Annotated in this window: 9 protein-coding genes, 1 tRNA gene and 4 other RNA genes; 9 read left to right on the forward strand and 5 right to left on the reverse strand. The window is 54.5% G+C overall.

Features of this window, described 5'->3' with window-relative positions; all coding sequences use genetic code 11:
• Nucleotides 1–326: 326 nt before the first annotated feature.
• Nucleotides 327–3047: a bifunctional acetaldehyde-CoA/alcohol dehydrogenase gene (gene adhE / locus ACL2XN_RS06260; RefSeq protein WP_410015248.1), complete on the forward strand. Its 2721-nt coding sequence runs from the start codon at nt 327–329 to the stop codon at nt 3045–3047.
• A gap of 443 nt (nt 3048–3490) precedes the next feature.
• Here the strand turns inward: adhE and ACL2XN_RS06265 are convergent, their stop codons facing one another.
• A complete protein-coding gene (locus ACL2XN_RS06265; protein ID WP_410015249.1) occupies nt 3491–4111 on the reverse strand; it encodes a thymidine kinase in 621 nt (206 codons plus the stop codon).
• Between the two features lie 565 nt (nt 4112–4676).
• Here ACL2XN_RS06265 and hns point away from each other — a divergent pair.
• Nucleotides 4677–5084 (forward strand): histone-like nucleoid-structuring protein H-NS, encoded by a 408-nt coding sequence (gene hns, locus ACL2XN_RS06270; RefSeq protein WP_410015250.1) that lies wholly within the window; start codon nt 4677–4679, stop codon nt 5082–5084.
• Nucleotides 5085–5345: 261 nt separating this feature from the next.
• Here hns and ACL2XN_RS06275 read toward each other — a convergent pair whose 3' ends face one another.
• From ACL2XN_RS06275 to rssB, 4 genes are all read right to left on the reverse strand, one after another.
• On the reverse strand, nt 5346–6353 hold the full coding sequence (locus tag ACL2XN_RS06275; protein WP_410015251.1) for an NAD-dependent epimerase: 1008 nt from the start codon (nt 6351–6353) through the stop codon (nt 5346–5348).
• A 10-nt stretch (nt 6354–6363) separates the two neighbouring features.
• The gene (locus ACL2XN_RS06280; RefSeq protein ID WP_413730487.1) at nt 6364–7707 is read right to left on the reverse strand and encodes a UDP-glucose dehydrogenase family protein; all 1344 of its coding nucleotides are present in this window, start codon (nt 7705–7707) and stop codon (nt 6364–6366) included.
• A 38-nt stretch (nt 7708–7745) separates the two neighbouring features.
• On the reverse strand, nt 7746–8648 hold the full coding sequence (gene galU / locus ACL2XN_RS06285; RefSeq protein WP_410015253.1) for a UTP--glucose-1-phosphate uridylyltransferase GalU: 903 nt from the start codon (nt 8646–8648) through the stop codon (nt 7746–7748).
• A 206-nt stretch (nt 8649–8854) separates the two neighbouring features.
• Entirely contained in the window at nt 8855–9868 is a 1014-nt protein-coding gene (rssB, locus tag ACL2XN_RS06290; protein WP_410015254.1) for a two-component system response regulator RssB, read from the reverse strand.
• 430 nt (nt 9869–10298) lie between these two features.
• Here rssB and ACL2XN_RS06295 point away from each other — a divergent pair, with 430 nt between their 5' ends.
• From ACL2XN_RS06295 to ACL2XN_RS06325, 7 genes are all read left to right on the forward strand, one after another.
• Complete coding sequence (locus ACL2XN_RS06295; RefSeq protein ID WP_410015255.1) at nt 10299–10805, forward strand: YchJ family protein; 507 nt, start codon at nt 10299–10301, stop codon at nt 10803–10805.
• 66 nt (nt 10806–10871) lie between these two features.
• Nucleotides 10872–11720: a formyltetrahydrofolate deformylase gene (gene purU, locus ACL2XN_RS06300; RefSeq protein ID WP_410015256.1), complete on the forward strand. Its 849-nt coding sequence runs from the start codon at nt 10872–10874 to the stop codon at nt 11718–11720.
• A gap of 135 nt (nt 11721–11855) precedes the next feature.
• A tRNA-Tyr gene (locus ACL2XN_RS06305) sits at nt 11856–11940 on the forward strand.
• A 41-nt stretch (nt 11941–11981) separates the two neighbouring features.
• Nucleotides 11982–12111, forward strand: a non-coding RNA gene (locus ACL2XN_RS06310) — RtT sRNA.
• Nucleotides 12112–12152: 41 nt separating this feature from the next.
• A non-coding RNA gene (locus ACL2XN_RS06315) (RtT sRNA) lies at nt 12153–12282 on the forward strand.
• 41 nt (nt 12283–12323) lie between these two features.
• Nucleotides 12324–12453: non-coding RNA, RtT sRNA (locus tag ACL2XN_RS06320), on the forward strand.
• A 41-nt stretch (nt 12454–12494) separates the two neighbouring features.
• Nucleotides 12495–12624: non-coding RNA, RtT sRNA (locus ACL2XN_RS06325), on the forward strand.
• The last annotated feature ends 142 nt before the right edge of the window (nt 12625–12766 follow it).

The raw sequence follows: 12766 nt of genomic DNA on the forward strand, positions 1-12766 counted from the left end.
TACCCCTCCCTGCTGAATGGAGTCAGCATGCATAATTTGTGATATGTATCACATATAACTGCGGTAATACTCTTTAAGATCCCTTTAACGCAAAGCCGGGTAAGCATAAAAAAGCGGCAATTTAACTGAATTTTTTGTTAAAGTAGGTGATTGAAGAAACTCATTAAGTAAAAAGCTCATTGTGCCAATGCATATCCCTGATTGGGCAGATAGACTAACTGATATAATATTAGTCATATATATCTTTGTGGGCGAGGCGGGCAGGCTTTTTACTTAAAGAGTTTAACAATCTAACCCAAAATTTTAACATTTATTAGGAGAGCATTATGGCTGTTACTAATGTCGCTGAACTTAATACGCTGGTAGAACGCGTCAAAAAAGCCCAGCGCGAATATGCCAATTTTACCCAGGAGCAGGTGGATAAAATTTTCCGCGCCGCCGCCCTGGCCGCCGCCGATGCGCGCATCCCCCTCGCCAAGATGGCCGTAGCCGAATCCGGTATGGGCATCGTCGAAGATAAAGTGATTAAAAACCATTTTGCCTCCGAATATATTTACAACGCCTATAAAGATGAAAAAACCTGCGGCATCCTGGCCCAGGACGATACGTTCGGCACTATCACCATCGCCGAACCCATCGGTATCATCTGCGGTATCGTGCCTACCACCAACCCGACATCGACGGCTATCTTCAAGGCGTTAATCTGTCTGAAGACCCGCAACGGCATCATTTTCTCGCCGCATCCGCGCGCCAAGAACGCCACCAACCGCGCGGCGGAAATCGTGCTTAAGGCCGCTGTCGCCGCCGGTGCGCCGAAAGACATCATCGGCTGGATAGACGAGCCGACCGTGGAATTATCCAACCAGCTTATGCATCATCCGCTGGTCAACCTGATCCTCGCCACCGGTGGTCCGGGCATGGTCAAGGCCGCCTACAGCTCCGGCAAGCCTGCCATCGGCGTCGGCGCCGGCAACACCCCGGTCGTGGTGGATGAAACCGCGGACATCAAACGCGTGGTAGCCTCCATCCTGATGTCGAAGACCTTCGATAACGGCGTCATCTGCGCCTCCGAACAGTCGGTTATCGTGGTCGACGAAATCTATGACGCCGTACGCGAACGTTTCGCCAGCCATGGCGGCTATATGCTGCGCGGCGAGGAACTGAAAGCCGTTCAGGGCATCATCCTGAAAAACGGCGCGCTTAACGCGGCCATTGTCGGCCAGGCGGCATCGAAGATTGCCGATATGGCCGGCATCAAAGTGCCGGGCAACACCAAGGTGCTGATCGGTGAAGTGACCGTCGTGGACGACTCAGAACCCTTCGCCCATGAAAAACTGTCGCCGATGCTGGCCATGTACCGCGCCAAGAATTTCGAAGACGCCGTGATCAAAGCGGAAAAATTGGTGGAGATGGGCGGCATCGGCCATACCTCTTGTCTGTACACCGACCAGGATAACCAGCCTGAACGCGTGAATTTTTTCGGCGACAAGATGAAGACCGCGCGTATCCTGATCAACACCCCGGCCTCCCAAGGGGGTATCGGCGACCTCTATAACTTCAAGCTGGCGCCGTCCCTGACGCTGGGTTGTGGTTCCTGGGGCGGGAACTCGATCTCCGAGAACGTCGGGGTCAAGCATCTCATCAACAAGAAAACCGTGGCCAAGCGAGCTGAAAATATGATGTGGCATAAGCTTCCTAAATCCATCTATTTCCGTCGTGGTTCATTGCCGATCGCCCTGGACGAAGTGGCCAGCGACGGCGCAAAACGCGCCTTTATCGTCACCGACCGCTATCTGTTCAACAACGGCTATGCCGACCAGATTACCTCGGTGCTGAAAAACCACGGCATTGAAACCGAAGTGTTCTTCGAGGTTGAGGCCGATCCGACCCTGAGCATCGTGCGCAAGGGCGCCGAGCAGATGATGTCGTTTAAACCCGATGTCATCATTGCCCTCGGCGGCGGCTCGCCGATGGATGCCGCCAAGATCATGTGGGTGATGTACGAACATCCGGGCACCCCGTTCGAAGAGCTGGCGCTGCGCTTTATGGATATCCGTAAACGTATCTACAAGTTCCCGAAAATGGGCGTAAAAGCCAGGATGATTGCGGTTACCACCACCTCGGGCACCGGTTCGGAAGTTACACCGTTCGCCGTGGTCACCGATGACGCCACCGGCCAGAAATACCCGCTGGCGGATTATGCCCTGGTGCCGGATATGGCGATTGTCGACGCCAACCTGGTGATGAACATGCCTAAATCCCTGTGCGCCTTCGGCGGCCTGGATGCGGTAACCCATGCGCTGGAAGCCTATGTGTCCATTATGGCCACCGAGTTTTCCGATGGCCAGGCGCTGCAGGCCATTAAGCTGCTTAAAGAATACCTGCCGGCCAGCTATCATGAAGGCGCCAAGAACCCGGTGGCCCGTGAACGCGTGCATAACGCCGCCACCATCGCCGGTATTGCGTTTGCCAACGCCTTCCTCGGCGTATGTCACTCCATGGCCCATAAACTGGGGTCGGAATTCCACATTCCCCATGGCCTGGCCAATGCTATGCTGATCTCCAACGTGATCCGCTACAACGCCAACGACAACCCGACCAAGCAGGCCGCGTTCAGTCAGTACGACCGTCCGCAGGCACGCCGTCGCTACGCCGAAGTGGCGGACCATCTGGGCCTGAGCAAACCGGGCGACCGTACCGCGCAGAAGATCGAGAATCTGCTCGCCTGGCTTGACGAAATCAAGGCAGACCTGGGCATCCCGACCTCTATTCGCGAAGCCGGCGTGCTGGAAGCAGACTTCCTGGCAAAAGTCGACAAGCTGTCGGAAGATGCGTTCGATGACCAATGTACCGGCGCCAACCCGCGTTATCCGCTGATTGCCGAACTTAAGCAAATCCTGATGGATACCTACTATGGCCGTAAATTCGTCGAACCCTTTGAAAACGCCGTCGCGGCGGCCAATGCGCCCGCCCCTGTCGGTAATATCAAAGCGACGATAAATGACGTCGTGAAATCCGAGAAGAAAGGCAAGAAAGTCACCAGCTGATACTGCTGATGCCTGTTAGTCCCCCGTTCCGGCGGGGGAAACGCAAAAAAGCCCCGTAAGGGGCTTTTTTGTGTCCGCAGCGCTATCACTACGCCCCCGCCTGGGGATGCGCGCTACGGCCCGCCTGGGCCGTTTAACGCGCTATCGCAACGCCAGCGCCGTACGGGGTATTCATAACTCCGGGTGCCCTTGCCTGCCTTTAGCCGTCCCCGGCGCGTCCCACCGCCCAGTCCTCAATACCGTTCCCGGCTTTCGCCGGCAACGCCGCCACTCGTAGACAAAGACCGCTGAAGGCCCCTAAAGGCCCCGACACGGGATTCCCGGGCCTGGGCGCGGCCGACGCCCAGGCCCGGTCATTGGCAGCCGCTGCGCGCCGCCTGGGCGGTTTAAGCGCGCGGGCTGCCTGCCTGGCGGATTCGCCGCCGGTCGGGACCGGCGCGAACCTAAGCCGACGGCGTCAGGCGCGTGTAACCTGGCACGGACACATCCTGTTCCAGCGCCTGTTTGTAATGTTTGCGGCAAACGGAGACATAACGCTCATCCCCGCCGATAACCACTTGTTGCCCATCATGCACGGGCTTGCCCTCGTCATTTAGCCGCAATACCCGGTTCGCCTTGCGACCGCAATAACAGATAGTTTTCAGTTCAATCAATTTATCCGCCCAGGCAAGAAGATATTGACTGCCGGGAAACAATTCCGCGCGAAAATCCGTTCTTAAGCCGTAGCAGAGCACCGGAATATCGAGCTGGTCCACGACATCGGACAACCCGTTAACCTGTTCCCGGGTTAAAAACTGGCTTTCGTCGACTAACACGCAGTGCAACGGCTCAAGCTGATGCGCCTGCGTGATGACGGCCAGTAAATCGGTATCGGGGCGGTATAGCTCGGCCGGCGAGGAAAGGCCGATACGGGAACGGACCTGCCCGCGCGCGAAGCGATTATCTATTTCCGCGGTAAATACCAGCGTACGCATGCCCCGTTCCTGATAATTATAGGAAGATTGCAGCAGCGCCGTCGATTTACCCGCATTCATCGCAGAATAATAAAAATATAGTTGAGCCATCAGCCCCATACCCCGGTGAAAAATCATGACATAATTAATATGACCATAAGTGTATCATATTCTTTAACACAAAGGCCCACCCCGCCCCGCGTCGGATTCACTCCCCCCGCCCTGCGCGGCGGTTGGCCGGGCCGGGTCTAATAAGGCGCCCCCGCCGCAATGAATAAAAATAGTGTAATTTTATTGAATCATTTACAGGCTACTTTACCATTCACCCTCCGGTCATTTGCCAGGCGCGCTTACCCCGGCGCCAGGTCGGACCTTCATTAACCGGCGGAGGTTAATGGGAGGCTTATAACCCTGCTATTTCCCCCTGATATAAACATGGCTCATAATGAAACGTCTTGTGCAATATGCGCTCCATAAAGTGCAGTAGGGGAAAAACGCAACATGGCGAATCAATTTGTCGTTACTCGCCCCAAGCCTTATATTTACTGTCGTTTGGCTGCGGTGGTTTAAAAAAAAGATTATTTTTTACTTTACTTACAAACTAGCTATTGCAGAAAAGAAACTACCGCTCTATTATTACCCCGACGCCCCATTTATATTATTCGAGATTAGGACAATGAGCGAAGCACTTAAAATTCTTAACAACATCCGAACTCTGCGTGCGCAAGCGAGAGAATGTACCCTGGAGACTCTGGAAGAAATGCTGGAGAAACTTGAGGTCGTTGTCAACGAACGCCGTGAGGAAGACAGCCAAGCACAGGCTGAAATCGAAGAACGCACCCGCAAATTACAGCAATATCGTGAAATGCTGATTGCCGACGGTATCGATCCGAATGAATTGCTGCAAACCATGAGCGCTTCTAAAGCAACGGGTAAAACCAAGCGTGCGGCACGTCCGGCTAAATATCAGTACACCGATGAAAACGGTGAAATCAAAACCTGGACCGGCCAAGGCCGTACGCCTGCCGTCATCAAGAAGTCTATTGAAGATGAAGGCAAGACGCTGGACGATTTCCTGCTTTAATCCAAATTACCGCTATTATAAATACCCGTTTGAATACTCAGCGGGTGTTTTTTTTACCGGTAAGCAAACCTCAGCTCATAATGTGCATAAATTATGAGCAGCATTATTAGCATAAGAAACATTTGGCGTTCGATCCGGGTGCCAGGCAATTTGTCCTTTACTGCCGCCGCCGGTGGAGTGATTAACCGTTAGCGGGCAGCGCTCACAAAAAGGCGACCTGAAGGTCGCCTTTTTGACATTAATCGCAACATCCCCCTAAAGTCATTGGTGATAATAATCACGATACCAATTGACAAAATGTTGTATTCCTTCCGCTACCTCCGTCTGCGGTTTAAAACCAATGGCTGCGTACAACGCCGCGGTATCCGCGCTGGTTTCAAGCACATCGCCGGGCTGCATCGGCAATAAATTCATCTCGGCCTTAATGCCCAGCGCATTTTCCAGCGCCTTGATGTATTCCATCAATTGGACCGGTTGACTATTGCCGATATTATATACGCGATACGGCGCGGAACTGGTGGCGGGAGACCCGGTTTCCACCGTCCATTGGCTGTCCGCCGTGGGAATGACATCCTGCAAACGGATAATGGCTTCCGCGATATCGTCTATATAAGTGAAATCACGCCGCATCTCGCCGCGGTTATACACATCGATAGGTCTGCCGGCAAGCATGGCTTCGGTAAATTTAAACAATGCCATATCCGGCCGGCCCCAGGGGCCGTATACGGTAAAAAAACGCAGACCCGTGGTTGGCAGTTGATAAAGATGTGAATAAGTATGAGACATTAACTCATTGGCTTTTTTCGTCGCCGCGTACAATGACACCGGATGATCCACCGTATCGTCGGTGGAAAACGGCATTTTACGATTGAGGCCATATACCGAGCTGGATGAGGCATAAAGCAAATGCCCGACGCCATTGTGACGGCACCCTTCCAGTATATTCAGATGGCCGATAAGGTTGGAGTCCGCGTACGCCAGGGGGTTTTCCAGCGAATAACGCACTCCCGCCTGCGCGCCCAAATGGATCACGCGTTCGAACCCTTCCCCGGCGAATAGGGACGCCATTCCCTGGCGGTCGGCTAAATCCAGCCGATGAAAGGTAAAGGCGGTGTCGCCCTGCAATTGCAGCAGCCGCGATTGCTTAAGGCGGACGTCGTAATAGTCGTTCAGGTTATCAATGCCGATGACCTGATGGCCGTCAGCAAGCAGGCGCCTGCTGACGTGATAACCAATAAAACCCGCGGCGCCGGTGACCAAAAATTTCATGGGGCCCCTCTTACTTATAAGACGCGAGCGAAGCCCCACGACCTATGGCGTAATACGTGAAACCACGGCTGGCCAGGCGTTCCGGATCGTACAGGTTGCGTCCGTCGAAAATGATCGGCTGCTTTAACGCCGATTTCAGCATATCAAAGTCAGGCGCGCGGAAATTTTGCCATTCGGTACAGATAACCAGGGCATCAGCCCCCTGCAGCGCGGCTTCCTTGGTGCCCATTAGCTTCAGGTCGGCACGGTGGCCGTAGATGCGCTGGGTTTCGTCCATCGCTTCCGGGTCAAAAGCCTGTACCTGCGCCCCGGCCTGCCATAGCGCTTCCATTAATACCCGGCTGGAGGCTTCGCGCATATCGTCGGTGTTGGGCTTGAAGGAGAGGCCCCACAAGGCAAACGTTTTGCCCGCGAGATTGTCGCCGAAATGACGCTTGATAAACTGCGGCAGCTTATCCTTTTGCTGGTAGTTAACGTCTTCCACCGCCTGCAGCAGTTTGGGCTGGTAGCCGATATGCTCGGCGGTGCGGATCAGCGCCTGCACGTCTTTAGGGAAGCACGAACCGCCGTAGCCGCACCCAGGGTAAATAAAGTGATAGCCGATACGCGGATCCGAGCCAATGCCCTGGCGCACTTTCTCGATATCCGCGCCCAGCAGCTCCGCCAGGTTGGAGATCTCGTTCATAAAGCTGATCTTGGTGGCCAGCATGCAGTTAGCCGCATATTTGGTTAATTCCGCACTGCGGATATCCATCAGGATCATACGGTCATGATTGCGGTTGAACGGTTCGTAAAGTTCACGCAGCAGTTCAACCACGTCATCGTTATCGGTACCGACCACGATACGCTCGGGACGCATACAGTCGGCCACCGCGGCGCCTTCCTTAAGGAACTCGGGATTGGAGACCACGTCGAAAGTCAGCTTGCTGCCGCGCGCCTGTAGGGTTTCCTGCATAACGGCGCGAACTTTATCCGCCGTGCCGACAGGTACGGTGGACTTGTCCAGCACCACTTTATGATCGTCCATATACTGGGCAATGGTCCGGGCCACCGCGGTGACGTATTGCAGATCCGCCGAGCCGTCCTCGTCGGGAGGGGTGCCCACCGCGATAAACTGCATGATGCCGTGGCTAACGCCGGCCTTGGCGTCGGTGGTGAACTGCAGCCGGCCTGATTCGTAGTTCTGCTGCACCAGCGGGGTCAGCCCTGGTTCATAGATGGGGATGTTGCCGTTTTTCAGATTCTCGACTCTACGCGCGTCGACATCGACGCAAAGCACGTCGTGACCCACTTCAGCCAGTACCGCCGCTTGCACCAAACCAACATAACCGATACCAAACACAGTCACTTTCATGTTGAAATTCCTGGTAAAAAAATGCGCTCAAAAAAAAATCAATCCACGATGGTTTCTTTTAGCCATTGGGTAAATTCTTTGCCCAGGCTTTCATGACGAATGCCATATTCGACGAAGGCTTCCATGTAACCCAGTTTATTGCCGCAGTCGTGGCTCAGCCCCTTCAGGTGATAGGCTTCCACCGTTTCTTTTTCCATCAGCATGGCGATGGCGTCGGTGAGCTGGATTTCATTGCCGGCTCCCGGAGGCGTTTTAGCCAGCAGCGGCCAGATATCGGCGGACAACACATAACGGCCCACCACCGACAGGTTGGACGGCGCGTCCTCGGCGGCGGGTTTTTCCACCACGTTGACCATCGGCGCGCTTTCGCCGGGTTTCAATTCTTTGCCCTGGATATCCACCACGCCGTAGTTGGTTACGTCTTCCACCGGTTCAACCATGATCTGGCTGCGGCCCGTTTCGGCGAAGCGCGCCAGCATTTCGCTGAGATTTTCGGTTTTCAGGTTGGATTCGTATTCGTCGATAATGACGTCCGGCAGGATAACCGCCACCGGTTCGTCGCCCACCAGCGGATGGGCGCACATAACCGCATGTCCCAGCCCTTTCGCCAGGCCCTGGCGCACTTGCATGATGGTAACGTGGGGCGGGCAGATGGCCTGGATTTCAGCCAGCAGCTGGCGCTTAACGCGTTTTTCCAGCATGGCTTCCAGCTCAAAGCTGGTATCAAAATGGTTTTCGATGGAATTTTTAGAAGAATGGGTGACCAGGATAATTTCGTTAATGCCGGCAGCGATACATTCGTTGACAACATATTGAATCAGGGGCTTATCGACTAAAGGTAGCATTTCTTTCGGTATAGCCTTGGTCGCCGGCAACATACGCGTTCCCAAACCGGCCACAGGAATCACCGCTTTTCTTACTTTGGTATTAATTGCAGACATCAACCACCTCTCTCTTATCATCAAGATAATAAATTTTTTTATCTAATTTTAAACCTATCAAGTATATCAGTTTACGAAGAAGGTGCCTGATGAAAGGAGGGGTTTGTGAAGAAATTAGGACAATTACCCATTTTAGAACGGGTTATAAATTAATAACTTGGCTGGTCAAATAAACGGCAACCTGCAACGCATGCCGCAGGATGCGATTATTCCGTGGACAGCATTAACCGTAATCTGCCGCCCGCGCCCCAGACCTGGCACTGCCAGGCGTCGCAATGCTGGCTCACCTGGTTTAAATAGGCGCCGCTCATCGTGCCCAGCGGCACGCCGCTATTGAGCTGGATTTGCTGCTCATTGGCGCTGAGCGTGGCGTTCAACCCCGCCGATACCAGAATCAGGTTATTCAGGCCGCGGTGGTAGTACCCCACCAGCAGGGGAAACTGGCCGTCCAGGTTGGCCTTGCGCAGCAGTTGGTTCACCTGTTTCAACAGGGTGGTAAGCTCCGGCAGGCGATGGGCGCGATTGGCCAGATGCGCCTGCAGCAGCCCGTTAAACAAGGCGCGCAACAGCAAGGCGGCCAAAACGCCTTTTTCCTCCGCCCGGGTCACATCCAGGCAATAGAAGGCCAAATCGTGCTCGGATAAGGCGGCGATATCCAGCACCAGTCCAGGCTGCTCGGCCATGGTAAGCTGCCGGTAGGTCACCCGGCAGCGGGCAATATTCTGCTGCACCGGCGGCTGCAATTGCTTGAGCAGCTTAGCGGCGGCGCCGGGGTGCTGGCTTAAGGCGTCCCAATCCTGGAACAGTTGCTCTTCTTCGTCCACCTGCGAGGTAAACATATCGGGGTAAAGGCAGCCAAGCACGGTTTCCCGCAGACGGACAAAATCATCAAGGGGCTTGAGCAGCACATCCTGCACCCCAAGCCGCAGGACCTTGGCGATATCGGTCATCTGATCGGTACCGGAAACCACCAATACCGGCGTGGCGGCATCCACCGAGCGGAAACGCTCCACAAACGTCAGGCCGTTCATTTCGGCCATTTCAAGATCGCAGATTACCAGGTCCGGTTTAGTGATAGGCAGCATGCTCAGCGCTTCGCCGCCATGGGATGCTTCATGAACAACGGCCCCCAGCGATTGAAGAAATTGCGTCAGTACGGAGCGAAAAACAGCCTCGTCCTCAACAACTAAAATTTGTTTGTTTACTAACGGCTTCGCCATCAAAAACCTCTTTTTCCAATCAGCTTAACAGCGGCTCAAGCAGACCACTTTTACTTTTAAGAAATCTCAGGGGCTGATTAGTGTGTTGCTTATAATTTATGCGTTCCTGCGTTTGAACAGCAATCGGCTACATTGGTTACCGACCTATCCCCTGATACCCCATTCAACAAGCCGGATAACCTTCTCGACGGCGTTAAAATGATGTTGCTTAAGTAAGGAGCGTAGTAGTCATTAGGTAAAAATGCACCCTTTCCGGGCAAAATGATGGCGGTTTCGGCATATTTTGACAAGGATAAATAGCCTTTTCGTTGTAAAACCATATGCTTTTTTGTTCAAAATCATTGATTTTTTGCCTTGGCTTGAGGTATGGCATAAAATAGCGTCTTTACAGTCCGCGCGCCGTACCCGGCGCCGGATCTGACCGGTAGCAATGGTAATACAAGGCGGCTTTGCCGTCGTGACAAGAGGTGTTGTGGATATTCTTTGCCCATGCGATAGCGGCCTGCCTCCGGACCAGTGTTGCGCTGCGTTTATCAGCGGCGCCCGCCCGCCCCGGACGCCGGGCCAGTTAATGCGATCGCGTTATACCGCGTTCACGCAACGTAACGTCGATTACCTGATTGCCACCTGGCATCCGGACTGCGAAGCGGCGCGCTGGCGCGCTGAATTAACCGCCCAATGCGCGGTAACGCAATGGCGCGGGCTTCTGGTCAAGGCGGAATCCGCCGGCCGGGACGCGCAGGAAGGCTATGTTGAATTCATCGCCCGCTTTTTTGATGAGCAGCGGCAGCGGCCGGGCTTTATCCATGAACGTTCACGCTTTGTCCGCATGGACGATCGCTGGTATTATGTCGACGGCCTGCATAAGCAGCCCGCCAGAAACGAGCCCTGCCCCTGCGGCTCGGGTAACAAATACAAGAAGTGTTGTGGACGCTGACCCGGCCGGTTCGTTCCGGTATGCTTTTCATGACATATCATCGGCTTCGACAGGATCAGCAAGTTAATGCAGTCGCAAACTATACAAAGAAAAATTTTACGCACCATTTGCCCGGATGAAAAAGGCCTGATCGCGCAAATCACCAGTATTTGTTTCAGCCATCATTTAAACATCGTGCAAAATAACGAATACGTTGATCATCGCAGCGGGCGTTTTTTTATGCGCACCGAGCTGGAAGGCGTATTTGACGACGCGCGGCTGCTGGCCGACCTAGATCGGGTTTTACCGGCCGGCACGGTGCGCGAGCTGAACCAGGCCGGGCGGCGCCGCATCGTGGTCCTGGTGACCAAGGAGGCGCACTGCCTGGGCGATTTGCTGATGAAAAGCACCTACGGCGGGCTGGATGTGGACATCGCCGCGGTGATCGGTAATCACGAGACGCTGCGCACGCTGGTGGAGCGGTTTGAAATTCCCTTTCATCTGGTCAGCCACGAAGGGTTTACCCGCGAAGAGCACGATGCGCGCATGGCGGAGCAGATCGATGGCTACCACCCTGATTATGTGGTCCTGGCCAAGTATATGCGCGTGCTGACGCCTACGTTTGTGCGCCGCTATCCCAACCAGCTTATCAATATCCACCATTCGTTCCTGCCCGCCTTTATCGGCGCGCGGCCTTATCACCAGGCTTACGAGCGCGGCGTAAAGATCATTGGCGCCACCGCACATTACGTGAACGATAATCTGGACGAGGGGCCTATTATCAGCCAGGACGTGATTAACGTCGATCATACCTATACCGCGGAGGATATGATGCGCGCCGGCCGCGACGTCGAGAAAAACGTCCTGAGCCGGGCATTGTACCGGGTGTTGGCGCAGCGGGTCTTTGTTTACGGTAACCGCACCATTATCTTGTGAGGGGTTCCAGGGCGGTTTTGCCGCCTTGTGCCGAAAAAAACGGCAAGTGAATCATTTAACGCAAGTTTGTTCTTTACAGTGCCGTCTTATTTGATATGATGCGCCCCGCTTGACCAGATATTCATTTCTGAGCCAGGTGGGGTTCCCGAGCGGCCAAAGGGAGCAGACTGTAAATCTGCCGTCACTGACTTCGAAGGTTCGAATCCTTCCCCCACCACCATCTGCATACGCTGCATACATTCCCACAGCACCCAGGATTACAGACTTCCCGTTGGGGGGAGGATGAGAACCTTCGACCAAGGTTCGAGCCGAGCGCAGCGAGACAACGATGCGCCAGCATCGGCCCGCAGGGTGAGGAGCGCAGCGACGAATATTCCTTCCCCCACCACCATCTTGTATACGCCTCATTATTTCCCACAGCACCCAGGATTACCGACTTCCCGTTGGGGAAGGATGAGAACCTTCGGCCAAGGTTCGAGCCGAGCGCAGCGAGACAACGATGCGCCAGCATCGGCCCGCAGGGTGAGGAGCGCAGCGACGAATATTCCTTCTCCCACCACCATCTGCATACGCCGCATACATTCCCACAGCACCCAGGATTACAGACTTCCCGTTGGGGGGAGGATGAGAACCTTCGACCAAGGTTCGAGCCGAGCGCAGCGAGACAACGATGCGCCAGCATCGGCCCGCAGGGTGAGGAGCGCAGCGACGAATCATCCTTCCCCCACCACCATCTGCATACGCCTCATTATTTCCCACAGCACCCAGGATTACAGACTTCCCGTTGGGGGGAGGATGAGAACCTTCGACCAAGGTTCGAGCCGAGCGCAGCGAGACAACGATGCGCCAGCATCGGCCCGCAGGGTGAGGAGCGCAGCGACGAATATTCCTTCCCCCACCACCATCTTGTATACGCCTCGTTATTTCCCAAAGCACCCAGGATTACCGACTTCCCGTTGGGGGGAGGATGAAACCTTCGCCAGGTTCGCCATCGTTTATAACCGTTTTTTTTTCTGCTACCATCACGTATCACTTCCTTGATGGCG

Source organism: Sodalis sp. RH22 (assembly GCF_047324165.1).
GTDB lineage: Bacteria > Pseudomonadota > Gammaproteobacteria > Enterobacterales > Enterobacteriaceae > Acerihabitans.

Excerpts from the sequence above, each read along its gene's own strand:
- ACL2XN_RS06295 (WP_410015255.1), top strand. The coding sequence starts at position 10,299 with ATGGTAATACAAGGCGGCTTTGCCGTCGTGACAAGAGGTGTTGTGGAT.
- purU (WP_410015256.1), top strand. The coding sequence starts at position 10,872 with ATGCAGTCGCAAACTATACAAAGAAAAATTTTACGCACCATTTGCCCG.
- ACL2XN_RS06275 (WP_410015251.1), bottom strand. The coding sequence starts at position 6,353 with ATGAAATTTTTGGTCACCGGCGCCGCGGGTTTTATTGGTTATCACGTC.
- adhE (WP_410015248.1), top strand. The coding sequence starts at position 327 with ATGGCTGTTACTAATGTCGCTGAACTTAATACGCTGGTAGAACGCGTC.
- rssB (WP_410015254.1), bottom strand. The coding sequence starts at position 9,868 with ATGGCGAAGCCGTTAGTAAACAAACAAATTTTAGTTGTTGAGGACGAG.
- ACL2XN_RS06265 (WP_410015249.1), bottom strand. The coding sequence starts at position 4,111 with ATGGCTCAACTATATTTTTATTATTCTGCGATGAATGCGGGTAAATCG.
- hns (WP_410015250.1), top strand. The coding sequence starts at position 4,677 with ATGAGCGAAGCACTTAAAATTCTTAACAACATCCGAACTCTGCGTGCG.
- galU (WP_410015253.1), bottom strand. The coding sequence starts at position 8,648 with ATGTCTGCAATTAATACCAAAGTAAGAAAAGCGGTGATTCCTGTGGCC.
- ACL2XN_RS06280 (WP_413730487.1), bottom strand. The coding sequence starts at position 7,707 with ATGAAAGTGACTGTGTTTGGTATCGGTTATGTTGGTTTGGTGCAAGCG.